26 protein-coding genes, 1 pseudogene and 30 other annotated features are annotated in these 26132 nt (G+C 52.9%); of the genes and pseudogenes, 9 read left to right on the top strand and 18 right to left on the bottom strand.

Annotated features, from left to right (window positions below; translation table 11 throughout):
• Nucleotides 1–220: 220 nt before the first annotated feature.
• Nucleotides 221–2496 (bottom strand): 5-methyltetrahydropteroyltriglutamate-homocysteine S-methyltransferase gene (gene metE / locus STM3965; protein NP_462850.1). Within the gene, nucleotides 221–2485 belong to an annotated coding region; the region does not span the whole gene.
• Nucleotides 2491–2496, bottom strand: a ribosome-binding site (putative RBS for metE; RegulonDB:STMS1H003901). It overlaps the preceding gene by 6 nt.
• Before the next feature lie 227 nt (nucleotides 2497–2723).
• Nucleotides 2724–2729: a ribosome-binding site (putative RBS for metR; RegulonDB:STMS1H003900), on the top strand.
• Between metE and metR the strand changes: the two genes are divergently transcribed.
• Nucleotides 2724–3687, top strand: a protein-coding gene (metR, locus tag STM3964) for a regulator for metE and metH (protein NP_462849.1). Within the gene, nucleotides 2734–3687 belong to an annotated coding region; the region does not span the whole gene. Its footprint overlaps the feature before it by 6 nt.
• Here the strand turns inward: metR and yigM are convergent.
• The 3 genes from yigM to pldB form a co-directional block, all read right to left on the bottom strand.
• Nucleotides 3575–4474 carry a putative transport protein gene (gene yigM, locus STM3963; RefSeq protein ID NP_462848.1) on the bottom strand — a complete coding sequence of 300 codons (900 nt, stop codon included), beginning with the start codon at nucleotides 4472–4474 and terminating at the stop codon, nucleotides 3575–3577. The two genes, metR and yigM, sit on opposite strands and share 113 nt — an antisense overlap.
• Nucleotides 4475–4554: 80 nt before the next feature.
• Nucleotides 4555–5371, bottom strand: a protein-coding gene (yigL, locus tag STM3962; RefSeq protein ID NP_462847.1) for a putative hydrolase of the HAD superfamily. Within the gene, nucleotides 4555–5355 belong to an annotated coding region; the region does not span the whole gene.
• Nucleotides 5366–5371: a ribosome-binding site (putative RBS for yigL; RegulonDB:STMS1H003899), on the bottom strand. Its footprint overlaps the gene before it by 6 nt.
• Nucleotides 5371–6402, bottom strand: a protein-coding gene (gene pldB, locus STM3961) for a lysophospholipase L(2) (RefSeq protein ID NP_462846.1). Within the gene, nucleotides 5371–6387 belong to an annotated coding region; the region does not span the whole gene. Before pldB ends, yigL begins: the two co-directional genes overlap by 1 nt.
• Nucleotides 6397–6402, bottom strand: a ribosome-binding site (putative RBS for pldB; RegulonDB:STMS1H003898). Its footprint overlaps the gene before it by 6 nt.
• Before the next feature lie 82 nt (nucleotides 6403–6484).
• Nucleotides 6485–6490, top strand: a ribosome-binding site (putative RBS for rthB; RegulonDB:STMS1H003897).
• Here pldB and rthB point away from each other — a divergent pair.
• The gene (gene rthB / locus STM3960; RefSeq protein NP_462845.1) for a homoserine/homoserine lactone efflux protein occupies nucleotides 6485–7118 on the top strand. Within the gene, nucleotides 6498–7118 belong to an annotated coding region; the region does not span the whole gene. Its footprint overlaps the feature before it by 6 nt.
• 39 nt (nucleotides 7119–7157) lie before the next feature.
• On the opposite strand, the gene rhtC is transcribed toward rthB, so the two are convergent.
• From rhtC to pldA, 3 genes are all read right to left on the bottom strand, one after another.
• Nucleotides 7158–7778: a RhtB family threonine efflux protein gene (gene rhtC, locus STM3959; protein NP_462844.1), complete on the bottom strand. Its 621-nt coding sequence runs from the start codon at nucleotides 7776–7778 to the stop codon at nucleotides 7158–7160.
• 63 nt (nucleotides 7779–7841) lie between these two features.
• Nucleotides 7842–9689: an ATP-dependent DNA helicase gene (recQ, locus tag STM3958; RefSeq protein NP_462843.1), complete on the bottom strand. Its 1848-nt coding sequence runs from the start codon at nucleotides 9687–9689 to the stop codon at nucleotides 7842–7844.
• Nucleotides 9690–9754: 65 nt separating this feature from the next.
• Nucleotides 9755–10640 (bottom strand): outer membrane phospholipase A gene (gene pldA, locus STM3957; RefSeq protein NP_462842.1). Within the gene, nucleotides 9755–10624 belong to an annotated coding region; the region does not span the whole gene.
• Nucleotides 10635–10640: a ribosome-binding site (putative RBS for pldA; RegulonDB:STMS1H003896), on the bottom strand. (Overlaps the previous gene by 6 nt.)
• Before the next feature lie 130 nt (nucleotides 10641–10770).
• Between pldA and yigI the strand changes: the two genes are divergently transcribed.
• The 4 genes from yigI to yigF all read left to right on the top strand — a co-directional run bounded on the left by yigI (nucleotide 10771) and on the right by yigF (nucleotide 13073).
• Nucleotides 10771–11256, top strand: a complete 486-nt coding sequence (yigI, locus tag STM3956; RefSeq protein ID NP_462841.3) for a putative PaaI protein — start codon at nucleotides 10771–10773, stop codon at nucleotides 11254–11256.
• Nucleotides 11257–11281: 25 nt separating this feature from the next.
• Nucleotides 11282–11287, top strand: a ribosome-binding site (putative RBS for rarD; RegulonDB:STMS1H003895).
• The gene (gene rarD / locus STM3955) for a chloramphenicol resistance (protein NP_462840.1) occupies nucleotides 11282–12184 on the top strand. Within the gene, nucleotides 11300–12184 belong to an annotated coding region; the region does not span the whole gene. (Overlaps the previous feature by 6 nt.)
• Nucleotides 12185–12208: 24 nt before the next feature.
• Nucleotides 12209–12214 (top strand) — a ribosome-binding site (putative RBS for yigG; RegulonDB:STMS1H003894).
• The gene (gene yigG / locus STM3954; RefSeq protein ID NP_462839.1) for a putative inner membrane protein occupies nucleotides 12209–12677 on the top strand. Within the gene, nucleotides 12219–12677 belong to an annotated coding region; the region does not span the whole gene. Its footprint overlaps the feature before it by 6 nt.
• A 4-nt stretch (nucleotides 12678–12681) precedes the next feature.
• Nucleotides 12682–12687: a ribosome-binding site (putative RBS for yigF; RegulonDB:STMS1H003893), on the top strand.
• Nucleotides 12682–13073, top strand: a protein-coding gene (yigF, locus tag STM3953; RefSeq protein ID NP_462838.1) for a putative inner membrane protein. Within the gene, nucleotides 12693–13073 belong to an annotated coding region; the region does not span the whole gene. (Overlaps the previous feature by 6 nt.)
• Before the next feature lie 48 nt (nucleotides 13074–13121).
• Here yigF and corA read toward each other — a convergent pair.
• The 7 genes from corA to yifL form a co-directional block, all read right to left on the bottom strand.
• Nucleotides 13122–14187 (bottom strand): MIT family Mg2+/Ni2+/Co2+ transport protein gene (gene corA, locus STM3952; RefSeq protein ID NP_462837.1). Within the gene, nucleotides 13122–14072 belong to an annotated coding region; the region does not span the whole gene.
• Nucleotides 14073–14078: a ribosome-binding site (putative RBS for corA; RegulonDB:STMS1H003892), on the bottom strand. Its footprint overlaps the gene before it by 6 nt.
• Nucleotides 14152–14160, bottom strand: a -10 signal (putative -10_signal for corA; RegulonDB:STMLTH004634).
• Nucleotides 14179–14187: a -35 signal (putative -35_signal for corA; RegulonDB:STMLTH004634), on the bottom strand.
• Before the next feature lie 356 nt (nucleotides 14188–14543).
• The gene (uvrD, locus tag STM3951; protein ID NP_462836.1) for a DNA-dependent ATPase I and helicase II occupies nucleotides 14544–16822 on the bottom strand. Within the gene, nucleotides 14544–16706 belong to an annotated coding region; the region does not span the whole gene.
• Nucleotides 16710–16715: a ribosome-binding site (putative RBS for uvrD; RegulonDB:STMS1H003891), on the bottom strand. (Overlaps the previous gene by 6 nt.)
• Nucleotides 16788–16796: a -10 signal (putative -10_signal for uvrD; RegulonDB:STMLTH004633), on the bottom strand.
• Nucleotides 16809–16831: a protein binding site (putative binding site for LexA, RegulonDB: STMS1H000247), on the bottom strand.
• Nucleotides 16814–16822 (bottom strand) — a -35 signal (putative -35_signal for uvrD; RegulonDB:STMLTH004633). (Overlaps the previous feature by 9 nt.)
• A gap of 10 nt (nucleotides 16832–16841) precedes the next feature.
• Nucleotides 16842–17570, bottom strand: a protein-coding gene (gene yigB, locus STM3950; RefSeq protein ID NP_462835.1) for a putative hydrolase of the HAD superfamily. Within the gene, nucleotides 16842–17558 belong to an annotated coding region; the region does not span the whole gene.
• The gene (gene xerC, locus STM3949) for a putative site-specific integrase/recombinase (RefSeq protein NP_462834.1) occupies nucleotides 17558–18475 on the bottom strand. Within the gene, nucleotides 17558–18460 belong to an annotated coding region; the region does not span the whole gene. The genes yigB and xerC overlap by 13 nt, the downstream gene beginning before the upstream one ends.
• Nucleotides 17565–17570, bottom strand: a ribosome-binding site (putative RBS for yigB; RegulonDB:STMS1H003890). (Overlaps the previous gene by 6 nt.)
• Nucleotides 18457–19180, bottom strand: a protein-coding gene (yigA, locus tag STM3948) for a putative cytoplasmic protein (RefSeq protein NP_462833.1). Within the gene, nucleotides 18457–19164 belong to an annotated coding region; the region does not span the whole gene. The genes xerC and yigA overlap by 19 nt, the downstream gene beginning before the upstream one ends.
• Nucleotides 18470–18475 (bottom strand) — a ribosome-binding site (putative RBS for xerC; RegulonDB:STMS1H003889). Its footprint overlaps the gene before it by 6 nt.
• Nucleotides 19161–19997 (bottom strand): diaminopimelate epimerase gene (dapF, locus tag STM3947; RefSeq protein NP_462832.3). Within the gene, nucleotides 19161–19988 belong to an annotated coding region; the region does not span the whole gene. The genes yigA and dapF overlap by 20 nt, the downstream gene beginning before the upstream one ends.
• Nucleotides 19175–19180, bottom strand: a ribosome-binding site (putative RBS for yigA; RegulonDB:STMS1H003888). It overlaps the preceding gene by 6 nt.
• Nucleotides 19992–19997: a ribosome-binding site (putative RBS for dapF; RegulonDB:STMS1H003887), on the bottom strand. Its footprint lies within the gene dapF.
• Nucleotides 19998–20021: 24 nt before the next feature.
• The gene (gene yifL / locus STM3946; protein NP_462831.1) for a putative outer membrane lipoprotein occupies nucleotides 20022–20231 on the bottom strand. Within the gene, nucleotides 20022–20225 belong to an annotated coding region; the region does not span the whole gene.
• Nucleotides 20226–20231, bottom strand: a ribosome-binding site (putative RBS for yifL; RegulonDB:STMS1H003886). (Overlaps the previous gene by 6 nt.)
• 179 nt (nucleotides 20232–20410) lie before the next feature.
• On the opposite strand from yifL, the pseudogene STM3945 reads away from it, so the two are divergent.
• The 3 genes and pseudogenes from STM3945 to cyaY all read left to right on the top strand — a co-directional run bounded on the left by STM3945 (nucleotide 20411) and on the right by cyaY (nucleotide 21700).
• A pseudogene (locus tag STM3945) lies at nucleotides 20411–20933 on the top strand (pseudogene; 2 frameshifts).
• Nucleotides 20915–20920: a ribosome-binding site (putative RBS for STM3944; RegulonDB:STMS1H003884), on the top strand. (Overlaps the previous pseudogene by 6 nt.)
• Nucleotides 20915–21310 (top strand): putative inner membrane protein gene (locus STM3944; protein NP_462830.1). Within the gene, nucleotides 20921–21310 belong to an annotated coding region; the region does not span the whole gene. The pseudogene STM3945 and the gene STM3944 overlap by 19 nt, the downstream one beginning before the upstream one ends.
• 56 nt (nucleotides 21311–21366) lie before the next feature.
• Nucleotides 21367–21372: a ribosome-binding site (putative RBS for cyaY; RegulonDB:STMS1H003883), on the top strand.
• Nucleotides 21367–21700 (top strand): putative frataxin family transport protein gene (gene cyaY, locus STM3943; RefSeq protein ID NP_462829.1). Within the gene, nucleotides 21380–21700 belong to an annotated coding region; the region does not span the whole gene. Its footprint overlaps the feature before it by 6 nt.
• 70 nt (nucleotides 21701–21770) lie before the next feature.
• Here the strand turns inward: cyaY and STM3942 are convergent.
• From STM3942 to cyaA, 4 genes are all read right to left on the bottom strand, one after another.
• The gene (locus STM3942; RefSeq protein ID NP_462828.1) for a putative cytoplasmic protein occupies nucleotides 21771–22137 on the bottom strand. Within the gene, nucleotides 21771–22133 belong to an annotated coding region; the region does not span the whole gene.
• Nucleotides 22132–22137 (bottom strand) — a ribosome-binding site (putative RBS for STM3942; RegulonDB:STMS1H003882). Its footprint overlaps the gene before it by 6 nt.
• Nucleotides 22138–22144: 7 nt before the next feature.
• The gene (locus STM3941) for a putative inner membrane protein (RefSeq protein NP_462827.1) occupies nucleotides 22145–22691 on the bottom strand. Within the gene, nucleotides 22145–22687 belong to an annotated coding region; the region does not span the whole gene.
• Nucleotides 22686–22691 (bottom strand) — a ribosome-binding site (putative RBS for STM3941; RegulonDB:STMS1H003881). Its footprint overlaps the gene before it by 6 nt.
• 181 nt (nucleotides 22692–22872) lie before the next feature.
• The gene (locus tag STM3940) for a putative inner membrane protein (RefSeq protein NP_462826.1) occupies nucleotides 22873–23234 on the bottom strand. Within the gene, nucleotides 22873–23226 belong to an annotated coding region; the region does not span the whole gene.
• Nucleotides 23229–23234, bottom strand: a ribosome-binding site (putative RBS for STM3940; RegulonDB:STMS1H003880). Its footprint overlaps the gene before it by 6 nt.
• Nucleotides 23235–23333: 99 nt before the next feature.
• The gene (gene cyaA / locus STM3939) for an adenylate cyclase (protein ID NP_462825.1) occupies nucleotides 23334–26067 on the bottom strand. Within the gene, nucleotides 23334–25880 belong to an annotated coding region; the region does not span the whole gene.
• Nucleotides 25888–25893, bottom strand: a ribosome-binding site (putative RBS for cyaA; RegulonDB:STMS1H003879). Its footprint overlaps the gene before it by 6 nt.
• Nucleotides 26026–26041 (bottom strand) — a protein binding site (putative binding site for CRP, RegulonDB: STMS1H000108).
• Nucleotides 26032–26040, bottom strand: a -10 signal (putative -10_signal for cyaA; RegulonDB:STMLTH004631). It overlaps the preceding feature by 9 nt.
• Nucleotides 26059–26067: a -35 signal (putative -35_signal for cyaA; RegulonDB:STMLTH004631), on the bottom strand.
• Nucleotides 26068–26132 lie beyond the last annotated feature (65 nt).

Here is a 26132-nt window from a genome sequence, read left to right as displayed (position 1 = left end):
CCGGGGACGCTATCCGCCTGGTTGTCATTCATACGGAGAACCTTTTTATTATCAAGATCGCCAAATAGCCAGATCCTGAAAAAGACAGCGCGGAAAATAAGAAAAAGGGAAATGAGAAAAAAGAGGAGATAGAGGCGCTGTTAATCAGGTCAGGCACGGGCGCTACCCGTCAAAGGGTAGCGCCGCATTGCTGCCGGATAAACGCAGCGGCCAGGATGGGTTATTTCGCCTGACGCAGATTGTGCGCCGCTTTGACCATGTTCGCTAACGCCGCGCGGGTTTCCGGCCAACCGCGAGTTTTCAGACCGCAGTCCGGATTCACCCACAGGCGTTGTGCCGGAATACGTTGTGCCGCCTTCTTCAGCAGGGCTTCAATCCACTCGACGCTCGGCACGTTCGGCGAGTGAATATCGTACACGCCCGGCCCGATTTCGTTCGGGTAGTCGAACGCTTCGAACGACTCCAGCAACTCCATATCCGAGCGGGAGGTCTCAATGGTGATCACATCCGCGTCCAGCGCGGCGATCGAATCCATAATGTCGTTGAACTCGCAGTAACACATGTGGGTGTGGATCTGGGTTTCATCCTTCGCCACCGCCGCGTTGATGCGGAAGGCTTCCACACCCCATTCCAGATAGGCGTCCCAGTCGCTGCGACGCAGCGGTAAACCTTCACGCAGCGCCGGTTCGTCAATCTGAATAATCCCGATCCCCGCCGCCTCCAGATCCGCGACTTCATCACGCAGCGCCAGCGCAATCTGTTTCGCAATCGTTTCGCGGGTCACGTCTTCGCGGGGGAATGACCAGCAAAGAATAGTCACCGGGCCGGTCAACATCCCTTTTACCGGCTTGTCGGTCAGCGACTGGGCATATTTCGCCCACTCCACGGTAATCGGTGCCGGACGGCTGATATCGCCAATCACTACCGGCGGTTTCACACAGCGGGAGCCATAGCTTTGCACCCAACCATTCTGGGTAAAGACGAAGCCGTCCAGATGCTCGCCGAAGTATTCCACCATGTCGTTTCGCTCGGCTTCGCCGTGTACCAGCACATCCAGCCCTAAACGCTCCTGCTCGATGATAGCCTGTTTGATATGTTCGGCGATGCCGGTGCGGTAGTGGTTCGCGTCGAGGTTGCCCTTTTTGAAGTCCAGACGCAGACCGCGAATCTCCGTGGTTTGCGGAAACGAACCGATAGTCGTCGTCGGCCAGGCGGGAAGTTTAAAGCGGGCGCGTTGCGCTTCAGCGCGCACCTCATACGGATTCTCACGCTGGCTGTCCTGCGCGGTGATCGCCGCCAGGCGTTTTTCTACCGCGGCATTATGTACGCGGCGGGAGTGACGACGAGCCTGAATCGGTGCGCTCCATTCCTCAAGCGCCGCCGTTTCGCCGCTGTTCAGCGCATCGCGCAGCAACGCCAGTTCACCGCATTTTTGCAGCGCAAAGGCAAACCAGCTTTTAACTTCCGTATCCAGACGCGTTTCGACGCTGAGATCGATCGGGCTGTGCAGCAAAGAGCAGGAGGATGCTACCCACAGCGCGCGTTTGCCCACAATGGCGTTAATCTGCGCGTATTTTTCGGTCAAATCGGCGCGCCAGACATTACGCCCGTTAATCAAGCCTGCGGAGAGCAGCCAGTCGACCGGCAGACGTTGATGCAGTTCCGCTACATCATCTTTGCCATGAATGAGGTCAACATGTAGCCCCTGTACCGGTAGCGCGATAATAGTGTCCAGGTTTGGCGTCACGCCTTCAAAATAGGTCGTCAGCAACAGCTTCACCTGGCCGGCGAGCGCGTCGTAAGCCGGTTTGAAGGCATCCAGCCACGCCTGCGGCAGTTCCAGCACCAGCGCTGGCTCATCAATTTGGACCCACTCAATACCACGTTTTGCCAGTTCAGCCAGTACGTGCTGATACACCGGCAAAATGTCTTTCAGCAACGTCAGGCGGTCAAACGGCTCGCCTTTCACTTTACCCAGCCACAGATACGTGACAGGCCCCAGCAGTACGGGTTTGATCTTATGCCCCAGCGCCAGCGCTTCGTCCACTTCCTCCAGCAACTGTGTCCAGGTGAGTCTGAACTGCTGGCCTTTGCTGAACTCCGGTACTATGTAGTGATAGTTAGTATTAAACCATTTGGTCATTTCCGCTGCCGCCGCCGGTTCGCCGGTTGGCGCGCGACCGCGGCCAATGCGGAACAGAGTGTCGATGTCCACGGAACCGTCGTTGTTCTGATGACGAGCCGGCACATTGCCTAACAGCAGGCTGGTGGTCAGAACATGGTCGTACCAGGCAAAGTCGCCTACCGGTAACAGGTCAATACCCGCTTGTTTCTGCTGCTCCCAGTGACGCGCGCGCAGTTCGCGCCCCACCGCCAGTAACGCTTCACGCGTTGTGTTCCCCGCCCAGTAGCTCTCTTGCGCTTTTTTCAACTCGCGACGCAGGCCAACGCGAGGAAAACCGAGGGTATGAGTCAATATTGTCATTTTACTTCCTCTCTTATTTTATTGAATCTGAAAGTAAAACTCTAAATAGTTCGGCTTGCAGGAAGGCGGCGACACAGCGCATCCCCAGGAGCTTACTGAAGTAAGTGACTGGGGTAAGCAAGGAAGCCAACGCATCTGCAAGTCGAAATATGACGAGTTTTAGACGTCTGGATGTTTACACATCCATAATGTAAAGGTACTGTATATTCCTCAAGCGCAATTTGTTCATGGCGAAGTGAAGGACTTTCATGATCGAAATTAAACATCTGAAAACACTCCAGGCATTGCGGAATAGTGGATCGCTGGCTGCCGCGGCGGCGGTGCTGCACCAGACCCAATCCGCTCTGTCTCATCAGTTCAGCGATCTGGAACAACGCCTTGGCTTCCGCCTGTTCGTGCGTAAAAGCCAGCCGCTGCGCTTTACGCCGCAGGGGGAAGTTCTGCTGCAACTGGCAAACCAAGTGCTGCCGCAAATCAGCCGTGCGCTGCAGGCGTGCAACGAACCGCAGCAAACTCGTCTGCGCATCGCTATTGAATGTCATAGCTGTATTCAGTGGCTGACCCCGGCGCTGGAAAACTTCCGTGCAAGCTGGCCGCAGGTAGAAATGGATTTCACCTCCGGCGTCACTTTTGATCCGCAACCGGCCTTGCAACAAGGCGAGCTGGATTTGGTGATGACGTCGGATATTTTGCCGCGTAGCGGACTGCATTATTCGCCGATGTTTGATTTTGAAGTCCGACTGGTGCTGGCGCCCGACCATCCGCTGGCCAGCAAAACGCAGATTACGCCGGAAGATTTAGCCAGCGAAACGCTGTTGATTTACCCGGTGCAGCGCAGCCGACTGGATGTCTGGCGACATTTCCTGCAACCGGCGGGTATCAGTCCGCTGCTGAAAAGCGTGGATAATACGCTACTGCTGATTCAGATGGTGGCGGCCAGAATGGGTATTGCCGCCCTGCCGCACTGGGTGGTGGAAAGCGTTGAGCGCCAGGGTCTGGTGGTGACCAAAACCCTTGGCGATGGTCTGTGGAGCCGCCTGTATGCCGCCGTGCGCGACGGCGACCAGCGTCAGGCGGTGACCGAGGCGTTTATTCGCTCGACGCGGGATCACGCCTGCGATCATCTGCCGTTTGTGCGGAGCGCGGAGCGACCCATTTTCGATGCACCCACAGCGAAGCCAGGATCACAGCCGCGCCTGTAATAAAGCTTGGCCAGTGGGGCTGCTGATGCCAGATGGCAAGATTAACCAGCAGTCCTGCGGGAACATGCATGTTATTCATGATACCCAGCGTCCCGGCGTCTACCTGGGTAGCGCCATAGTTCCACATAAAGTAGCCAATGCCTGACGCCACCACGCCGAGAAACACCAGAATGCTCCATTGCAGCGTGGTTTCCGGCAGCTTTTGCGCGTTCCCCAACAGCGACCACGCCACCGCCGCCACCAAAAACGCCCCCAGATAGAACCACGCAAAGGCGTTGTGCTGCGGCATGGGACGGGTCTCCATCAGACGTTTATACCCCACCATTCCGATAGCGAAACTGATATTAGAAAGCTGCACCAGGAGCAAACCGACCCAAAAATGGTCGGTCACGCGATCGTAGCGAATAATCCCGGCGCCAATCACCGCCAGCAACGCGCTAAATGCATAGCCCCAGCGCAAACGACGCTGACTCATCACATCGTAAATCAGCGTGATATAGAGCGGCGTCAGAACGGTAAACAACAGCAGTTCGGATACGGTCAGGTAGAGGTAAGCATGGAAGCTCAACATATACATGATGCCAAGCTGCATCGCCCCCACCAGCATATACAGGCTGATGGTTTTTAGGTTGTGCCCGCGAGTACGCAAAAACGGCAGAAAAACGAGCGCCGCCAGCCCAACGCGTATCAGCACCGCGAAATAGCTATCGACATGCCCGGCAAGATACTCGCCAAATAAACTAAAGGAGAAAGCCCACAGGATAGTGGTAATGATGAGTAGCGCCACAATGGATGTCTCTTAAAACAGGGAACACCCATTGTAGCGGAGAGTGAAGTTGACAACTGGTCAACTAACAAACAATCACATCAGCGTAAGAAAAGATCGCGCAGGTAATGCGGCACGGCGTTATCCGCGTTGATGCCGATCACCTCAAGTTCGGGATACAGGTCTTTCAGACGCTGGTGCGCATTGCCCATGATGCAGCCTTTGCCCGCCATCGTGAGCATTTCAGCGTCGTTCATTCCGTCGCCAAAGGCGATACACTCTTTCAGACTGTACCCCATCGCCTGAGCGACCGCTTCCAGCGCATGACCTTTCGACACTCCGCCCGCCATCACTTCCAGACAGGTTAGCGTAGAGAAGCTCACGTTTACCCGATCGCCCCAGCGCGCGTTAATCGCCTGCTCCAGCGGCAACAACTTTTCATGAGTGTCGCTGGTGAAAAACACTTTGCTGACGCCCTCCGGCTCCAGCAGCGCAGGCTCAAACAGCGAGTAGTTAAATACCGCCTCTTTGAAAAAACGCATTTCATCGGGGCGATGACGATTCATAAACCATTCGTCGTCGCGATAAACGTTAGTCACGATGTCCGGGTTCGCATTCACCACCCCGAACAGGTCGCTGGCAATGTCGCTGTCCAGATTATGCGTAAAAACCAAATTCCCGTCGGTATCGTGCACTCGCGCGCCGTTGGAGGTGATCATGTAAGACTTGATTTCAAGATTATCGCGGATTTGCCCTACATCGACATGATGACGACCAGTGGCAAAGACAAAATGGATGCCGCGTGCGGTCAACAGCTTCAGAGTCTCTTTGGCATAAGGGGACAACGTATGGTCGGGGGAGAGCAGCGTGCCATCTAAATCAGACGCAACAACCTGATACATAATAAAATTTAACCTCTAAGCAAAGCGATTTCCGCTGGATAAATTAGGCTTGTTGAAAAATTCAACAATGGCGTTAAGCGCGACTGAGCGCATGGCGTCCTTTTCAAAAAGGATCTCATGGTACGCGCCTTTGATAACCAGCGGTTTTCCCCCTTCACAAGGGTATCCCGCCGCGGCGCGAATTTCACAAAAACGATCGTGGGTGCGGTTATCCACTACCCGCTCTTCTTCCGCCTGAATCAGTAGCGTAGGCGTCGTGTCATCGCTCGCCCCAGCCAGTACCTGCTCACCCGCCAGAATGCCTTCGCGTACCCAATGCCAGGTGGGGCCGCCAACGCGCAGCTGCGGCTCGTCGGCATAAAATCGTAAGTTGCGCTGATAACGCTGGCGGCTGTGGGTCAGCGCATTCATCCCAAACGGCAACGCCCGCCACTGACCGGTACCAATAGCGTAATCTTCACGGATACGCTGGTGCCCTTCGGCCCAGTCGAGAATATGGCGCACCATAAAGGAAGGCAAGCGTATCACAATACCAAACATCGGCGCGGTGAGCGCAATAGCGTCGCACCGCACACGATGGCGTTGCAGGAACAGGGTGGCTATCGCGCCCCCCATTGAGTGCGCCAGGATATAACGCTTACGCCACGGCCCCGGCTCAATTTCCTGCTGCCAGAACGCCGCTAAGTCCTCAACATAATCGTTAAAATGATCGACATGACCCCGATGCGGGTCCGATAACATCCGCCCGGAGCGCCCTTGACCACGGTGGTCGATGATGAAGATATCAAAACCGAGATGAAAAAGGTCATACGCCAGTTCAGCGTATTTTACATAACTCTCAATGCGGCCAGGACAAATGACGATCGTCCGATCGTTGGAATCATTTCGAAAACGGACAAAGCGCACCGGAATGTTACCCACGCCGATAAACTCCGCCTCTTCCCGCTGACGCCAGAAATCGGTCAGCGGCCCCATAGCAAAAGCGGCAAACGCATTTTCTCTTGTTTCCCAGTCATTTTGCTGCTGAAACATCGGGTTTTCGGCCTCGTTTACCAGGTAAAATCGTTTTTTGCGTCGTGCCTGACACAACACAGCGGCAGTAGCGTATTGTGGCACAAAAACAGACAACCAGGGAGTTTCGCATGACCTTTGAATGGTGGTTCGCCTATCTACTGACCTCAACTCTGCTGAGTCTTTCTCCGGGTTCAGGCGCCATCAATACCATGACGACGTCTATCAACCATGGATATCGTGGCGCAGTGGCTTCTATCGCCGGACTCCAGACCGGGCTGGGGATACATATCGTACTGGTGGGCGTCGGACTGGGTACGCTCTTTTCGCGCTCGCTCCTCGCTTTTGAAATTCTGAAATGGGCTGGCGCGGCTTATCTTATCTGGCTGGGTATCCAGCAATGGCGCGCCGCAGGCGCTATCGATCTGCATACCCTCGCCCAGACGCAATCGCGGGGTCGGCTGTTCAAACGGGCGATATTTGTCAATCTAACCAATCCCAAAAGTATTGTCTTTCTTGCCGCCCTGTTTCCGCAATTCATCATGCCGCAGCAACCGCAACTGGCGCAGTACCTCATTCTCGGCGTCACCACGATTGTGGTGGATATGGTTGTGATGACCGGTTACGCCACACTGGCGCAGCGCATTGCCGCCTGGATTAAAGGACCAAAGCAGATGAAGGCGCTGAATAAAGCGTTTGGTTCGTTGTTTATGCTGGTAGGCGCGCTCCTGGCGTCGGCAAGACACGCGTGATAGTCGTGCCGGATGATGTTTATCCGGCCCGGAGGTAAATTAGCGCGAAATAATCAGGTGAATACCAAAGCCCGCAAACAGAGCGCCGGCAAAGCCATCAATCCATTTCGCCAGACGCTGATAGCCACGGCGCATTTTCGGCAGCGCGAACAGGCTGGCGACTACGGTAAACCAGGCCAGCGTTTCCAGGGTGATTAACGCGAAAATACCCCAGCGCGCCGCAGCGCCGACGTTATCGCCGACAAAAAGTGAAAAAACGGAACCAAAATAGATAATCGCTTTAGGATTCGACAGATTGGTCAGCAGCCCTTTGAGAAAGCTGCGCCCGCTCTGCGCCAGTTCAATGTGCGGAGAAGACGCCGCCGCATCCTGTTTTTTCAGCGCGCCGCGCAGCATCTGATAGCCCATCCAGCACAGGTACAGGCCGCCGCCTACCATAATGATCGTATGCAGCCAGGCCATTTTTTCGATGATGAGATGCAGGCCAAGCAGCGCCACGCCCGCCCATACCATCACGCCGCAGGTGATGCCCAGTACGCCCATCATCGCTTCTTTACGCGAACGGCTGACAGCAGTTTGAGACACGAAGAAAAAGTCGGGGCCGGGGCTCATTAGCGCAACGATGTGCACCATTGCCACGGTGAAAAATAGCATCATCATAAAAATGGCTCGCGGGGAAATAGTTCAGTGAGTCACCATCCTGGCACTTTTTTGCCGGGCTGACTACTCTTCGTCATCACCATCGACATGCGCGCGGATGAGCGCCATAAATTCTTTCCCGAAGCGCTCCAGTTTGCGCATCCCAACCCCGTTAACGCTTAACATCTCGCTGGCGGAAACCGGCATCTGTTCCGCCATTTCTATCAACGTGGCGTCGTTAAAGACCACATACGGCGGGATATTCTCTTCATCAGCGATAGCTTTACGCAGCTTGCGCAACTTAGCGAACAATTTGCGATCGTAATTACCGCCGAACGATTTCTGCATCACGCGGGGTTTGAGGGCGACGATGCGCGGCACCGCAAGCTTTAGCGGAACGTCTCCACGGAGTACCGGACGCGCGGCATCCGTCAACTGTAATGCGGAGTGCTGCGCAATATTTTGCATTACCAGCCCCAGATGAATGAGCTGGCGAATCACGCTCACCCAGTGCTCATGGCTCTTTTCGCGTCCCATGCCATAAACCTTGAGTTTGTCATGACCGAAATCGCGGATGCGTTGGTTATTCGCGCCGCGGATCACCTCGACAACGTAGCCCATGCCAAAACGCTGGTTAACCCGACCAATGGTAGAAAGCGCAATCTGGGCATCGTTTAAGCCATCATATTGTTTGGGCGGATCGAGACAGATATCGCAGTTGCCGCACGGTTCTTGTCGGCCTTCGCCAAAGTAATTAAGCAATACCAGGCGGCGGCAGGTTTGCGCTTCAGCAAAAGCGCCCATCGCATTCAGTTTATGCCGTTCAATATCCTGAAGCTGTCCGGCTGGTTTCTCTTCCAGACAACGACGTAGCCAGGCCATATCAGCCGGATCGTAAAATAGCATGGCTTCCGCAGGCAGTCCGTCGCGCCCGGCGCGGCCCGTTTCCTGATAGTAGGATTCAATATTGCGCGGGATATCGAAATGCACGACGAAACGTACGTTAGGTTTGTTTATGCCCATTCCAAAAGCGACGGTCGCCACCACGATTTGCAGATCGTCGCGCTGAAATTTTTCCTGCACATCGACGCGAATAGCGTTTTCCAGCCCCGCATGATAGGCCGCCGCGCTAATGCCGCGACTTTGCAAGCGCGCAGCGGTATCTTCCACTTTCGCCCGGCTGTTACAGTAGATGATACCCGATTTGCCGCGTTGCTCCTGAACATAGCGCATTAACTGGTCGAGCGGCTTAAACTTCTCCATCAGCATGTAGCGGATATTCGGTCGGTCAAAGCTACTAATCTGGATTAACGGATCGTTAAGCCCAAGCAGACGAATAATATCCTGGCGCGTGGTGTCGTCGGCGGTGGCGGTCAATGCCATAAACGGCAAAGCGGGAAAACGCTGGCGAAGCTGACCGAGCGCCGCATATTCCGGACGGAAATCATGTCCCCATTGCGAGATACAGTGCGCTTCATCCACCGCCAGCAATACCGGATTCCAGTGCGCCAGATGATCAAGAAAGTTGTCCAGCATCAGGCGTTCCGGCGCAATATACAGCAGACGAATCTGTCCGGTACGGCACCCCGCCATCACCTCAAGCTGCTGCTCGCGGCTTTGAGTGGAGTTCAGGCACGCCGCCGCCACACCGTTCGCCAGTAGCTGATCGACCTGGTCTTTCATCAACGAGATTAATGGCGAAACGACGACAGTCAACCCGTCCAGCAACAACGCGGGGATTTGATAGCACAGAGATTTGCCGCCGCCGGTGGGCATGACGACCAGACAGTCGCGACCGGAGAGCGCAGTATCAATAATCGCTTCCTGACCCGGGCGAAACTGTTGGTAGCCAAAGGTTTCCTGCAAAACCTGTTTGGCCCCTGATTCCAGATTCAACACTTCCGCCTGCGCCACATTAACCCCGTTCACCATAAATCAAAACAGGCGCTATTTTCAGCGCCTGCGAGAGAAACTGCAATGTTTAAAACACAATCCAATCAGAAGATATCGTTAAGCATCACGCCGACGCCGACACGTGTCTGATTAAAATTATAGTCGATCAGCGATTCGCCATAGCCGCTGTACACCTGGGTATAAAGCCGGACATGTTTAGTGACCGGATAGCTTAATCCAACTTCCGCGCCGCCGTAGCCTGTATTCCAGTTGTACTGGCCTTTGGCGCTTAATACCGCCTCGCCCAGGTGATAACCGATTTTAAGCTGGTAATAACCCATATATTTGGTGATGTCCGGATTATCATCGGTACTGCCAATCACGTACCACGGTTTGACCTCTACCAGCCAGTTACCGTTTTCGGCCATCAGACGGGTATACAGACGGTTCCAGCTACGCGAGGTGGGGTCCGAACGTCCGTTAGAGTCATGGTTGTAGCCCATCTCTACGTCGCGCAGCGTCCAGCCGGCAAAGCGATAATCGGTAGCAAAACCAAGAAAAAGCTGCGGTTCGTAGTTGGTTTCGCGAAACGGCGAAGACTCTTTACTGTTGGAAAGCTGCCACCAGGATTTCTGCGTATAGGAAGCGCCCAGTACCGAGTTCGGCCCCAGTATTCCGCGCCACAGCGGAAACGCCAGGCTCAACTGAAATTTCACTTCATCTTTACGTGCGTTTTCAGACCAGTTGTAGGTACTTATGGCCTCTTTGTTCAGATCGCTGGTGTTCGTGTAGATCAAGTAGTTCGTGTCATAAGGGTAAAGCGTAAAAGGGTTATCATGCTCCTGTAGCATGTTAGCGATGATACTTCCCCGTACTGCAGGCGCATCATGAACCTCTTTTATCGTAGCTTCTTGTGCATATGCCGCTAATGGCAGTAGCGTGGCTGGCAACAACCCTCTCAAAATCGCCCGCATTCTTGACGTTCTCCTGACGAAGTATTTTCAGCTTGAATCATTCTCTGCCAACCATTTTTACATATTTACACACATAGCCGTTAGTTATCCCTTCTTAAAGTAGAAAACAACAATTAAGAAGCATAATATCAACATTTCATTAACTAATGAGGTGTCAGGAATCTATGTCCGCTGTACTTACCGCTGAACAAGCTCTGAAATTAGTGGGTGAAATGTTTGTCTACCACATGCCGTTTAATCGGGCGTTAGGGCTGGAGCTGGAACGCTATGAAAAAGCGTTCGCCCAACTGGCCTTCAACAACCAGCCGATGATGGTCGGCAACTGGGCGCAAAGCATTTTACACGGCGGCGTGATCGCCTCTGCGCTGGATGTCGCCGCCGGACTGGTATGCGTCGGCAGCACGCTAACTCGCCACGAAACCATCAGCGAAGATGAACTACGCCAGCGCCTGTCGCGGATGGGAACGATTGACCTGCGCGTCGATTACCTGCGTCCGGGCAGAGGCAACCGCTTTACGGCCACCAGTAGCCTGCTGCGCGCAGGGAATAAAGTGGCCGTCGCCCGCGTGGAATTACACAATGAAGATCAGCTGTACATCGCCAGCGCCACCGCTACTTATATGGTGGGATAAAAGCAGGTAAACTGTTGTTACACTTCAGATACGAGTTTTCCGGATGGACGCAAAACAAACACGGCAGGGCGTATTACTCGCTCTTGCCGCCTATTTTATTTGGGGGATCGCCCCCGCGTATTTCAAGCTGATCTATTACGTTCCCGCAGATGAGATCCTGACGCACCGCGTGATTTGGTCATTTTTCTTTATGGTGGCGCTGCTTAGCGTCAGCCGGCAGTGGCGACAGGTTAAGCGCTTACTGAAAACGCCAAAGAAGATTTTCCTGCTGGCCCTGTCCGCCGTACTGGTCGGCGGTAACTGGCTATTGTTCATTTGGGCGGTAAATAATCACCATATGCTGGAGGCCAGCCTGGGTTATTTCATTAATCCGCTGGTTAACATCTTGCTGGGGATGATTTTTCTTGGCGAACGCTTCCGTCGAATGCAGTGGCTGGCGGTGATTCTGGCGGTGTGCGGCGTGCTGGTGCAACTCTGGACCTTTGGCTCGCTGCCGATTATCGCGCTGGGGCTGGCGTTTAGTTTTGCGTTTTACGGCCTGGTGCGTAAGAAGATCGCCGTTGAAGCGCAGACGGGTATGCTGGTTGAAACGCTATGGCTGTTGCCGGTCGCCGCGATTTATCTGTTTGGCATCGCCGATAGCCCTACCAGCCATATGGGGCAAAACGCACTATCGTTGAACTTGCTGTTAATGGCGGCGGGTGTGGTCACTACGATTCCGCTGCTGTGCTTCACCGGAGCGGCTACGCGTCTGCGTCTTTCTACACTGGGCTTTTTCCAGTATATCGGCCCAACGCTGATGTTTTTACTGGCGGTGACGTTTTATGGCGAAGTGCCGGGCGCGGATAAGATGGTGACATTTGCGTTTATCTGGGTCGCGCTGGCGATTTTCGTGATGGATGCGATTTATACGCAGCGTAAAAAATAACGCGACTATTATTCTAAATATAATCTGAAAAAATATGCCTCCCCTTGTAAGGGGGGTAGCATATTGTCATGCTAACGACGTAACCCAACATATGGATGTGAAATTAATGTTAAGTGTTTTTATTCCTTCATCTGAGAGATGTGTTTCCAGATGTCGTTATTTATTATCATTCGCGCTAATAAATATAATATTTTCCATTTTGGTTGGGGTTTTATTATATTTAAGCTTTGTGATACTGGCAATTTTATTCACAATTTTACTACATTATCTCGTCATTAATTTAAACTGTCAGCGATTCAGAGACAGTGGCTTTGAATATATAAAATTCTATGTATGGGGTACGCTTGTAATCTATATTGCCTCCTTCGTGATAATGGTTGCTGAAGATTTCGCTTGCGATGGCTTTGGTATGCCTCTTTTTCTAATCTGGTATTTTGCAACCTTTTCTCTGCTACTTCTGGCCCCCCCGGATTCGAATTCACTCAACAAGTAATTTAATGGAGTTTACATGGACAAGGATTATATTAATGATGGTTCGCTATCTGAAAAATGGAAATACCGTTTTTCATTTTACGATCAACATGGTTTCCCTGGATTTTGGAAAGTAAGCCCAGAATATAAACAGGCATTTAAAGCATTAAAGCCCCGACAACGGTTGACTATTCAAATAAACTTTATTGCCTTTTTCTTCTCATGGATTTATTTGTTTGTACTGGGTCTGTGGAAAAAAGCAATTATAGTTATTTTATTAGGGATCGTTGCAATATTTATTGGAGCATTAATCGGCGTTAACATACTTGGACTTGTTGTCGCAGCTTATGTCGGCGTCAATACAAATAAGTGGTTCTATGAAAAAGAGGTTAAAGGTATCAATACCTGGAGCCTGTAACTTTTCAGGGTGGTTCAGCCGCAGCTGAATCACCCTGGCCTTAATGTCTTACAGCCAGTTCTTGCGCTTAAAGTACAAATACGGCGCAAGCCCCGCCAGAATCATAAAGATAATCGCGCCTGGATAACCAAAGCTCCACTTCAGTTCCGGCATAAACTCGAAGTTCATCCCATAGCTGGAAGCGACCAGCGTCGGCGGCAGGAACACCACGGAAACCACCGAGAAGATTTTGATAATACGGTTCTGCTCGATGTTGATGAAACCCATCGCCGCCTGCATCAGGAAGTTCACCTTCTGGAACAGCGATTCATTGTGCGGCAGCAGAGATTCGATATCGCGCAGGATCTCACGCGCCTGCTCCAGCTGTCCGCCCGGTAAGCGCGCCTTGCGCACCAGGAAGTTCAGCGCGCGTTGGGTATCCATCAGACACAGGCGTACCTTCCAGCCGATATCTTCCAGTTCCGCCAGCGTGGAGAGCGCTTCGTCGTATTCATCGCCCTGATGCCCTTCCATAATGACGCGGCTCAGTTTTTCCAGATCGCTGTAGATGTTTTCGATTTCATCCGCCAACTGTTCAATTTTAGTTTCGAACAGATCGAGCAGTAATTCATAAGCATTACCGTCGACCATCGCCTGGCTGCGGGCGCGCATACGATACAAACGGAAGGCGGGCAGTTCGCGTTCACGCAGCGTAAACAGACGGCCATCGCGAATAGTGAATGCCACCGTAGAGTTACCGGCATGATCTTCCGCATCTTCGAAGAAGAAGAAGGAGTGGATATGCAGTCCGTCTTCGTCTTCAAAGAAGCGCGCGGATGCTTCGATATCTTCCAGTTCAGGACGCGTCGCCAGACTCTGGCCCAGCTCAGATTGTACGCGCAATCGCTCGTCGTCGTCCGGTTCGACCAAATCGACCCATACGGCATCAATCAGGCTTTGTGACTCCTCGACTTCCAGCCGGGTCAGTCGGTTTTTTTCCAGTTGAAATGCGCTCAGCATGACCGGGACTCCCAATGCGTAAAAATATCGGACAGTTCAGATGGGCACACAGAAACAAATTGGGTTTCAGACCATTAAACAGCCTGACTCAACGCGACGGGAAAAAATGAAAGGTCGCTGACAACCGCTAAGGCTATCAGCAAAAAGGGATAGCCTTAGGAGTTGATCCTGGATGACAGGATAATGAGCCAGTATCTACTGGGTGTGTCCAAGGCGAATGTCCTCTTAGCGTAATCGTGGGCGCATGTTACGCCAGCAAAAATTTGCCGTCAACACGCAACGAAACGCGAAAAAGCAATAATTTCCCCTTATGCAGAAAGGTTAGCAGAGTGAGAGTATTTATCTATGATTTCAGAATATTAACATCAATATATCGCCGGATGGCGGCTTCGCCTTATCCGGCCTACAAATCAAAATGTTAGCCAGCGCGTAGGCCGGATAAGACGCGCCATCCGGCACTATGAGAGTCGGTCAAACCGTTTCCAGCTTCGCATACGCGGCAACCAGCCATTTGATCCCTTGCCCCTGAAAAGCCACCTGCAACCGGCTATGCTCGCCGCTGCCCTCCAGGTTGACAATAGTTCCCTCGCCGAACTTCGCATGGCGCACGCGTTGGCCGAGTTTGTAGCCTGTGTCGTTTTCCGCCAGCGGCGTTCCCATTCGTTGATGGCTCACCGGACGACTGACGGTGGCGCGCAGACGGACCTCTTCCACGCACTCCTCCGGCAACTCGCCGATGAAACGCGACGGGCGATGATAAACCTCTTTACCATACAGACGGCGAGTTTCGGCATAGGTTAGCGTCAGTTTCTGCATGGCACGGGTAACGCCGACGTAGGCCAGACGACGCTCCTCTTCCAAACGCCCGCCCTCATCCAGCGACATCTGGCTGGGGAACATCCCCTCTTCCATCCCGACGATAAACACCTGCGGAAACTCCAGGCCTTTGGCCGAGTGCAGCGTCATCAGCTGTACCGCATCCTGCCAGGTATCCGCCTGCCCCTCGCCCGCTTCCAGCGCCGCGTGAGAGAGGAAGGCCTGCAACGGCATCAAATCTTCATCTTCGTCGTTGTAGCTGAACTGCCGCGTTGCCGTCACCAGTTCCTCTAAGTTTTCGATGCGCGTCTGGCCTTTCTCGCCTTTTTCTTGCTCATACATGGTGCGCAGGCCGGAATCTTTGATCACCCGGTCAGTCTGCACATGCAGCGGCATGTCGGCGGTTTCCTGCGCCAGGGCGTCGATCAGTTCCATAAAGCGTTGCAGCGCGCTGGCCGCACGCCCGGCCAGGGCTTTTTCCTGTAACAATTCACGGCACACCTGCCACAATGTTAGCTGGCGATCGCGCGAGGTCTGGCGCACCACGTCCAGCGTGCGGTCGCCGATACCGCGCGTTGGGGTATTCACCACGCGTTCAAAGGCGGCATCATCGTTGCGATTGGCAATCAAACGCAGATAAGAGAGCGCATCTTTGATCTCCTGGCGTTCGAAGAAGCGCATACCGCCGTAAATGCGGTACGGCATACTGGCCTGTAATAACGCTTCTTCCAGCACGCGCGACTGGGCGTTGCTGCGATAAAGAATGGCGCATTGCGCAAGCGCGCCGCCGTTGTCCTGCCAGGTTTTGATACGGTTAACCACAAAGCGCGCTTCATCCAGTTCGTTGAAAGCGCAGTACAGCGATATCGGTTCGCCGTCAACGCCGTCAGTCCACAGCTTTTTACCCAAACGCCCATTGTTATTCTCAATCAGAGCGTTCGCCGCGCTAAGGATGTTGCTGGTCGAGCGGTAATTCTGCTCCAGACGAATGGTCTGCGCGCCGGGGAAATCATTGAGGAAGCGCTGGATGTTCTCTACCTGGGCCCCGCGCCAGCCGTAGATCGACTGGTCATCGTCGCCGACAATCATCACCTTACCGGTATCGCCCGCCAGCAGACGAACCCAGGCGTACTGAATGTTGTTGGTATCCTGGAATTCGTCCACCAGGATGTTAGTAAACCGCTCGCGATAGTGTTGCAGGATGTGCGGCTTGTTCAGCCATAGTTCATGAGCGCGCAGCAGTAGCTCGGCAAAATCCACCAGACCAGCGCGATCGCACGCTTCCTGATAGGCCTGATACACCTTCTGCCAGGTCTGCTCCACCGGGTTGCCATAGCTTTGGATATGGTGCGGGCGTAGCCCTTCGTCTTTCTGGCTATTGATGTACCACATCGCCTGACGCGGCGGCCACTGCTTCTCATCAAGATTCATCGCCTTAATCAGGCGTTTAAGCAAACGCATCTGATCTTCGCTGTCGAGAATCTGGAAATCCTGCGGCAAATTAGCGTCCATATGATGCGCGCGCAGCAGGCGGTGCGCCAGACCGTGGAACGTCCCTACCCACATTCCGCCCTGGCTGGTCCCCATCAACTGGCCAATACGATGGCGCATTTCCGCCGCCGCTTTATTGGTAAAGGTCACCGCCATGATGGAATATGGCGAGTTGTTTTCTACGCTCAGTAACCAGGCGATACGGTGCACCAGCACGCGGGTTTTCCCGCTTCCCGCGCCCGCCAGCACCAGCATGTTGCTACGTGGCGCGGCCACCGCTTCGCGCTGTTTATCATTAAGGCTGTCGAGCAGGTAAGAAACGTCCATTGGCACCGCCGCGTAAAAACATGAAAACTAAAAACGCCCGGTGGCGCTTCGCTTACCGGGGCTACTTATCGTAGGGCGGATAAGCATAGCGCCATCCGCCAGAATAACTGGGAATTTATACAGAACTACTGGTGATTATATCAGCGAGGTGAGAGATGCCAACCGCGAAATTTCGATATGCGGCAGTAAACGGCTGTCCTGCGTCCGCATCAGGTCGGCATTTTCAGGTTTAATCCAGCAGGCCTGCATCCCACAGCGAATAGCGCCAGCCACATCGGTAGTCAGATCATCGCCGACATGCAGGATCTCGCCGATCGGCACATGCAGTTTTTCCGCCGCCAGGAAATACATGTCGCTAAAGGGCTTGGAACGTCCATCCGGGCCGGCGCGCAGTACAAACTTAAAGTAATCGCCGAGGCCAAACAGTTCCGGCTGGGCATTGCCGTTAGTGATCGCCACCAGCGGCCATTTTTTCGCAAGCTGCTGTAACGTCTCATGGGTAGCCTGCGGAACCTCAATCTGGCTGCGCCATTTGGCAAAATGCATCATCGCCGCATTCGCGCCGGCAATGGCCTCCTGCGCCGATAATCCCGCATCCCGCATGGCCTGCTCTATCGCGCGATGGCGCCAGCGGGTAACGTCATGATAGATTTCCGGCTCCGCTTCACGCACCGCCTGCCGTATCCGCTGTAAATCGACGTTTTGAAACGAACGTAGCGACGGGTGATAATTCTGCATAAAAGCGAGCGCTTCCTGCTCAGTACGCAAAATCACCGGACGGTTATCATAAAGGGTATCATCCAGGTCAAAGGTGAGCGCGGCAATACGCCCCAAAGGCCGGTAAAAACGCATTATTTCCCCCGTTTAGCGCGCGGATGCGCCGCGTCGTACACTGAAGCAAGATGTTGAAAATCAAGATGAGTATAAATTTGGGTGGTGGAAAGGTTGGCATGACCCAGCAGCTCTTGCACGCCGCGCAGATCGCCGCTCGATTCCAGCATATGGGTCGCGAACGAATGGCGCAGCTTATGTGGATGCACGTGGCTGTTTAGCCCCTGCTTTATGCCCCATTCGGCGAACCGTTTTTGGACATTGCGCGCGGAGATACGCTTGCCGAGCTTCGACAGGAATAACGCCTCTTCATCGCTGGCGAACAGGCCGCGCAGATCCAACCAGTGCTCAATCCACGTCACCGCGTTACGGCCAATCGGCAGGCGTCGCTCTTTGCTGCCTTTACCCATTACCCACACTTCTCCGGTATCGAGATCGAGGTGCTTTATATCCAGGCCAACCAGTTCGGATAAACGCAGCCCCGCGCCGTACATGACCTCCAGCATCGCCCGATCACGTACGGCGAGCGGATCGTTAAGATCGATGTCCAGCAGGCGGTTAACGTCGTCGACATCAATATTTTTCGGCAGATGACGCGGCGCTTTCGGTGCGGAGACACCCTTTGCCGGGTTAGCTTTCAATTCGCCCTGACTGACTAACCAGTCAAAAAAGCTTCGCAATGCCGAGAGACGTAGCGCCAGACTGGCAGGGCCAAGCCCTTTGCGCCGACTGCGCACCGCAAAACTGCGCACAATCGCAGCGTCACATTGTTGCCAGCTTTTCAGCCCGGTTTCTCCGGCTAAAGCGATAATGGCATCAAGCTGACGCTGGTAGTTCAGCAGGGTAATGGGGCTAAGCTGGCGCTCCACGCCTAAATAGCGCAGGAACCGCGAGACATCCTGAGAAAGCGCGACATCCGTCATACGCGTTTAATCCAGCGTTCCAGCAGTTCCGGCAGCATCAGCGCGATCTCCTGTAAAAGCTGCGTCCCCTGTCCCGGCTGATAGTGATGCGGGTCACGGCTGCTGAAGAGAATCACCCCGAGGCCGCCATCGCTGCCCATCATCGACATGGCTACCGAGCCTACAGCCTTCGCCTCCGGCAAGACCACCAGCAGTTCCGGGCCGTTTAGCGGGCCAAGATAATGCTGCGACTGTCCCAGCCGTTGAATACGCAGCGGCTCAAAGGCCTGACGGTTTAAAGCCAGATGTGTATAGCGCGATGGCGCGCCAAGACGCCACCGATCCGGGAACAAACGCAGCGTCGCGCCGGCAAGCCCCAAATCGCGCGCCCAGCGGTGAAACCGCACCAGCATCTCATCCAGACTATCCGCGGCGACCAGACGGCTTTGCAGATGCAGCAAGCGATAAAACAGGCTTTCATTGGCATGAGCCTGTTCCATCAGCAGCGTCATATTTTCTTCAAGCACATTGATGTGATTACGCGCGCGGGCCATATGCCACTCAACGAGCGAAACCGTTCCCCGCACGGGATGTGGAACACGCATCGCTTCAACGGCGTGGGCGTTACGGATAAAAAACTCAGGGTGGTGGCGCAGGTAATCGACGACCGCTCGATCGTCCAGTTCCGTGAGCGTTTCCTGTAGTTCTTCCTCTGGTTGCTTCATAAATGGATAAATCCGTCGTAGATATGTGCCGCCGGACCAGTCATGTATAACGGATGACCCGGACCTTTCCAGGCGATATCCAGCCGACCGCCCGGTAATTCCACGCGTACTTCTTCAGCCAGCAGCCCCTGCTGAATCCCCACGGCAACGGCAGCGCACGCGCCGCTGCCGCACGCGCGGGTCTCCCCTGCGCCGCGTTCATAGACTCGCAGCCGGATATGCTCACGTCTTACAACCTGCATAAAACCAATGTTGGCGCGTTCCGGAAAACGCTCATGGCTTTCCAGAACCGGCCCCAGTGTTTCAACGGCCGCCGTGTCGACGTTATCAACCTGAATGACACAGTGCGGATTGCCCATTGAAACCACGCCGCACAGTATGGTCTGTTCCGCCGCTCGCATAATATACGTCTTTTCCGCTTTGTTGGCGCGAAAAGGCACCTGCGCGGGTTCAAAGTTTGGTTCCCCCATATTCACCCGCACCAGTTCATCTTCCGTGACGCTCAGTACCATCCGGCCATTCGCGGTACTGACCCGAATGTCGCGTTTATTGGTTAGCCCTTTCAGGCGAACAAATCGCGCGAAACAGCGCGCGCCATTGCCGCACTGCGAGACTTCACTGCCGTCGGCGTTGAAGATGCGGTAATGAAAGTCCAACTCAGGATCATAGGGCGGCTCAACCACCAGCAGCTGATCGAACCCTACGCCCAGGTGTCTGTCGGATAGCCGACGAATCAGTTCCGGCGAAAAAAAGACATTCTGCGTTACCGCGTCGACGACCATAAAATCGTTGCCAAGGCCATGCATTTTAGAGAATTGCATCATTCACTCCGTTCACGCGGGGACAGAAAACTATCCTCAGTAATTGACCTGGGACGGGCCATCTCCCGTTGCGCGATCGTTCTTATCGGGCATCGTGGACTGCGTTTGCGAATCGACTTTTTTCGTCGGCGGCGGCGCATTTTTATCGGCTGGCGGGAAATAAAGCGGCCCTTTCAAACCGCAGCCCGTCAGGCTGAACAGAGTCAGAAGTACAGCGAGTGTCTTAAACACGTTTTTCATTATGGATTGCCTGTAAGTTCATGCTTTCTATTTTCTATCATCGCAGGAGAAGGCGTAAAAGCAAGCGTTTAGGGGCTCTTTATAAAATCTGAAAAGCGGCGCGTTGCCATGATTATTGCGCATTTACATCAGGAAACATGCTTTGCTCATCACTTTAGGTTTACGTACCACGTCCGGATGACCTTATGCAATATCGTAATTTGTTTTGCCTTTTTTCGCTTTCACTTCTGCTGCCTCCCGCCTGGGGATGCCGGCTGAGTGAATCTCCGCACAATGTTTATCAGCGGCAAGGCAGCGGCGTGGTTTATCTCCAGCCAGAAGAGGAGAACAATCTTTCGTTGCCGGAGGTGAGTTTCAAACGCCTGCGTCGGTTACCCAATTCATTGATTAACCCGGCAACTCAGGGCTGGAACTGGATAGCGCAACCCCCTTCCTGAACCGGGAAATTAACGCCGGAAAAGAGCATGGCTATTTTATGCGTGATAGCCAGCAAGGTCAGGGTATTCATGTCTTTAGCATCAATGGGCCGCTAAAAGTCACCGAGCGTTTTGCGTATGACAACCGCTAGTTTATACGTGGATTGGCAGCCAGCTTTACCGAACAGCATCCCCCTGCCCGGATAAGACGCATACTCTGAATAGGAACGTCATGTACACCAACAATAAAGACATCATCATCATAACGCAGGCACCGGAATGCCAAAAATGACGCCGCTAAACCGTTTTGCGCACTTGATTAAACATTTGAAAAACGCCCTTCGGGGCGTGGGGATCGGTTCATGCATTTACGTCATTATTGAAAGCATTATGCACGGCACGATAAACGGTGTTGAAGCTGCCGGAGTCCTGACGATAAGCGCGGTACTCGGTCTGCTTAGCGCTCTTTTGGATATCAAAGCAAAGCCGCGCGCCCCCTTAATCCTGTTGCATTTTCTCCTCTGCGGCGGCTGCGTCGCACTGATGGTGGCAATGCTGTCGGCTCTGAACCATTTCCCGGTTAACGCGTCCGTCATACTTATCACCGGTGCGCTATTTATCGTCATTTACCTACCGCTGAGTTTTATCCTTTACCGCTCACAACGGTAATTCGTATCGGTTCCAGAAGCTGACGCTTCCCCTTATACTGGCGCTATCACTCAATAGCGGGATAAAACAATGAACGACAGTGAATTTCATCGCCTGGCTGACGCCCTGTGGCTCACCATTGAAGAACGCCTCGATAGCTGGGACGGCGACAGCGATATCGACTGCGAAATCAACGGCGGCGTGCTGACCCTCAGCTTTGAGAACGGCAGTAAGATCATTATTAACCGTCAGGAGCCGTTGCACCAGGTGTGGCTGGCGACCAAACAGGGCGGCTATCATTTCGATCTGAAAGGCGACGAGTGGGTTTGCGATCGCAGCGGCGAAACCTTCTGGGATCTGCTGGAGCAGGCGGCAACGCAACAAGCGGGTGAAAAGGTGAGTTTTCGCTAAGTTTTAATTCCGCAGGAGAGCCAGAAGAATAGCGCTTTCCTGCGTATATTTAACGAGATATGCGGTCGTATTACCAACCCCGAAATGTGAAATACAGCCAGGTTGCCAGAAACAGCGCGGGCCATACACTCAACCAACCAACCCAAAAACCGTAGCGTTGCCAAAAGGTTAGGTTAAATAGTGGCTTCTGCTCGGTAAAAAGTTGACGTAACGCTGGTGACCAACGTTTTTCCTTGATTTCATTGCTGCAATGATTGCATATCGCTAAACCAAACTTATCTCTTTTTCTCGCTTGAGACAGACCACATGTACGGGTCCTTTTTTGGCGAATAATCAACCATACATCCTGATTATTACAATAAGGGCATGTTTCATGTGTGGGTAGGGTTGCCAGAGGCAGCACATCAATATGGTGAGTAATAACAAAAAACATATATCTCTACCCTATTGTTCCAGGTTTCTGGCAACAGCCATTTTAAAAATATCCTGTAACTCATCTGAGTCATAATCGAGATCGTTTAGAGAGATATTCATCACGCGATTACTTTCATGCTTATTCAATAATGACAGAAAATTATTACGCATTTTCTCATTAGTAATTCGCTGACAATAAAGCTCAACATCTTTGACAAAAATGGCCAGCACAGGCGTATTATCGCTAACACGCTCACCAACATAGTCGATTTCATGCCAGTAAACTATTGGTAGCCTGGTTGTGTGTAATGTTACTCCCTCCTGGTTCAACGTTAGCTGTGGCTTTCCTGAAAAGGCGGAGTACCAGTAAGCACTTGCGCCTGCTATCATGAGGAGTATTAAAAAAACACACACCATCTTTAGCATAATACTATAATTTAGAAAGAGGCTCATCATAAGAGCTATAGCTACCACTGAATAAAACAGAGCTAATTTTATTTGTCGTTTCTTATTCACGCAAATAAGAATAGGGTTGTTTATTGACATATAATATCCTTTTATAAAAACATCCATAAGAAACCATTAAAGAGCTTTTGTTTCTAATATAGTTTTTCAAAACATATTTACGAAAACAATGAAGGACGCGATAGCATTTTGAACGGTCTGAATATTACTACATAAATTGTATAAGAAAAAATATTATCTAAACCTTGTTCCGCTCAATGAGCATTCTTCGAATGTAGGCTGGATAAGGCGCGTTAGCGCCGCCATCCGGCACAGTATCGCTCTAAAGCCATAATCATATTGATAAGAATAATGGCCGCACATGTGAGCATTAACGCGGTAAAGAACAAAAAGGCGATACCGTACAATTCCCATCCCAAGTCATAGAGAAAATGGTAATTGTCGCAGGAGATGATCACATCCAGGCCGGGACATACTTTTCCCCATCGCCCCCAGTAAGATGCATCCCAGAGTTGAAAACTGGCCATGCTGGCGCATAACGAGAGCAGGCACCCAGCAGATATAAAACAGAATAACTTATTTATAAGAATGAAGCCGAGGCTGACCATCGCCATGACTATCCCTAACAAAATGAACGCATCTGCCACCTCAAACCTCCTCCTGTAAACCAAATGCGGAGGTCACGGTAACGAAGTTGGGTGAAGTTAATGTGAAGCGGTGAACGCCGGCCGGGCAGCTTTGCCCGGCGCAGCACTTACGAAAAATACTGCTGCAATAGCGGCGCGTCATGATCCTGGTTTGCTGGCGGCACGGTGTTGATAGGCTGCGTACGGAATGGGATCACCTGCGCGCGGCCATCGGTTTTCACTATCTGGTAGAACTGCGGCAGGTTAAAGTTGATAAAACTGGAGCCATACGTGAAGCGATCGTGCGATGACGAATAGAAGCGACTGACGTCGCGCACCAGTTCTTCCTTGCTACCTTCGCAGTGGTGATATACTTCCGCCCGGTTACTTTCATCCAGAATATAAATGTTAAAGCCTTTCTCATCGCCTGTTTCTTCAAAGAAGAACTGGATAATCCCTTCGCTGGCGAAGCCATCCACCACTGACGGCAATTTCACCTGGTTGGTTTCCACCTGTACCGACAGCCCGTGCAGCTTGTTATGCGAAATCGCGCCGTAGAATTCGATAGCGTTCTCCAGCTTCTGCACCGAGACATTCAAGCGTTCGAAGAATAGCCCCCACGTCTGCCCGGAAACCCGCAGCGCCTTGAAGCGACCGGTCTCCTGACGGGTGCTGGAAAGACGTAGCTCAATACATTCGGAGACCAGTTGCTGCACACGGGTGCGAATCAGGCCGCGAAGATGCTGACTGTAGCAGAACACCTCCACGCTATCCGGCGGCGCGGCATCCTGGTGCATTTTCCCCAGAATCGTTTTCAGCGCTTCGATCATCGCCTGCTCGCCGTTAAAGTGCAGAGTACGCACTTCGTTCCACGAGTTGCGATATAACAAGTCGATACTGCCTATCAGACAGTTTTGCTCTTCGCCAAAGCTGAAAACGTCCAGCTTACGGAAGTCAAAATGGACCACTTTATTGCGAAACGCCGCCGTCGGGTCATATTCGAGGTTAACGATAATCGCCAGATGGCGAATTTCACAGGGGCTGTAGAGCGCTTTCGGCGTCGGAGCAGGCAAGCGCAGCGGGAAATGGTGCGAAACATCGGCGACCATCTCCTGTAACTTAGGCAGGTCGACAATACCGTTGCCCTTAATAAACAGATGCGTTCGCGACGTCAGCAGGCCGTTGAACCACGCCCACGCGACCAGCTTATTAAGATAACGGTTATATTCCAGCGGCTGATGGCTGATGATGGAATCCATGTTCGGCGCGCGGTTGTAGAGATACCAGCCTGAACGGTTGGCGCGTCCCGGCGGCACATGGATAAAGGTTAAATTCGGCTCGGACAGATCCGGCGATATCTGCGGGTTCACCAGCGTGACTTTACCCGGCAACGCTTCAAAAGCCGCGTACAGCTTACGCGTCAGTACGCCGATATCCTGCGGGCTGGCACTCACGCTGAGGTTGTTGCGCCGCGCAAAGCGAATCAGATTACGATAGCTTTGCATCATGGCGTCGAGCAATTCGTTGTGGGCTTCGCGCACCTGATCGATTTTCCAGTTTGCGCGATTATCGAGCATGGTCAGACGCGCGTCGTCCCATCCCCACTCGCTGACTAACTGGCTTAATACTTCCCGACGCCAGCCTACGCAGGCACGCTCGCGACTTAATTTCTCGCACACTTTCAGGTAAAAGCAGCGGCGGACTAAATCCAGCCGCGTCGGATCTTCAATCGCCGTCAGGTATTCAGTGACCCGTTCCAGCATCATGCAGTAGGGATCGAGTCCAAACGATACGATTTCACCGTCATGCAGACGTTGTTTAATATCTTTCGCCAGCAGACGTGGGTTAGGATATTCCCATGAATAGGCTTCCAGCAGCAGCGTTTTCAGCACCGCTTTGTACGGCGAGTCAATGCTCTTGTATAGCTGCCACAGGCTGGCGCCAAAGTACTCTTCGGCGGAGAGCGAGCTTAAGCCCCCCAGATCCAGCCATTCGTTTGGCGTTAATACGCCCTGCGCATAGAGCGTCATGACATAGTCGTCGTAATGCTCTTCTTCGTCGCACGGCACCATACTCCACAGGATACGCTTCCCGGCCAGGCGCACAGCGGTACGATAAAACTCATCAAGCAACAGGATATGCTGCGTAGAACCACAGTCTTCCCCGCCCAGACTGCCGCTTTCGTTATGGCGGAAACGGTTCTCGTCGATCAGGAAGAAGCTCACCTCAACGCCAAGCGAGGCGGCCCAGCTTTCCAGCAGGCTACACTTACGTTGCAGCAACTGACGCTCTTCGCCGTCGAGCCAGGACTGATGGCACACCCAGATATCCAGGTCGGACGAGCAGCTCTGCCCGACCGAGGAGGTGCTGCCCATGGTGTAAACGCCGGTAATCGGCAGCTCGCCCTTCGGCGGGTCCTGCGGCGTCATACCGCGGTACAGCTCAAGTTCGTTCAGATAGTGGCGTTGGGTTTCATCAGGCGTGTAGAAGCAAATACCGCTGGGAACGTTACCATCAAGGTAACCCGGCATCAGTGGATGGTGATAGTGCAATAATGTCGGCAGAAGACTGTAAACCTGCTGAAAAGCGGGTCCCATGGCAGCAAGCGCGCGATCCACACGCAGTTGATTTATGGCATCCAGTCTCTGTTTCAGAGTCTCAATATAGAGGTACAAGACGTATCGCCTGATGTTGCTACCCGTCATGGTGCAGGTCAGTACTTGACCGTCGCCATTCGGGATAAACCGTATGTCAAAAATAACCGTTACCCTTTCTCGCCTGCATATTTTTATCTAATACCGACGAAAAAATGGTCTAAAACGTGATCAATTTAACACCTTGCTCATTGACCGTAAAGAAAGATGCGCTACATACAAGTGTAGCACCGTTCGCTGCGTGTAAATTCTTAAATACGGGCTGGCGGTTTC

The sequence above is a fragment of the Salmonella enterica subsp. enterica serovar Typhimurium str. LT2 genome (assembly GCF_000006945.2).
GTDB lineage: Bacteria > Pseudomonadota > Gammaproteobacteria > Enterobacterales > Enterobacteriaceae > Salmonella > Salmonella enterica.
Note: the sequence above shows the minus strand (reverse complement) of the source record. Positions and strands in the feature narration are given on the sequence as shown.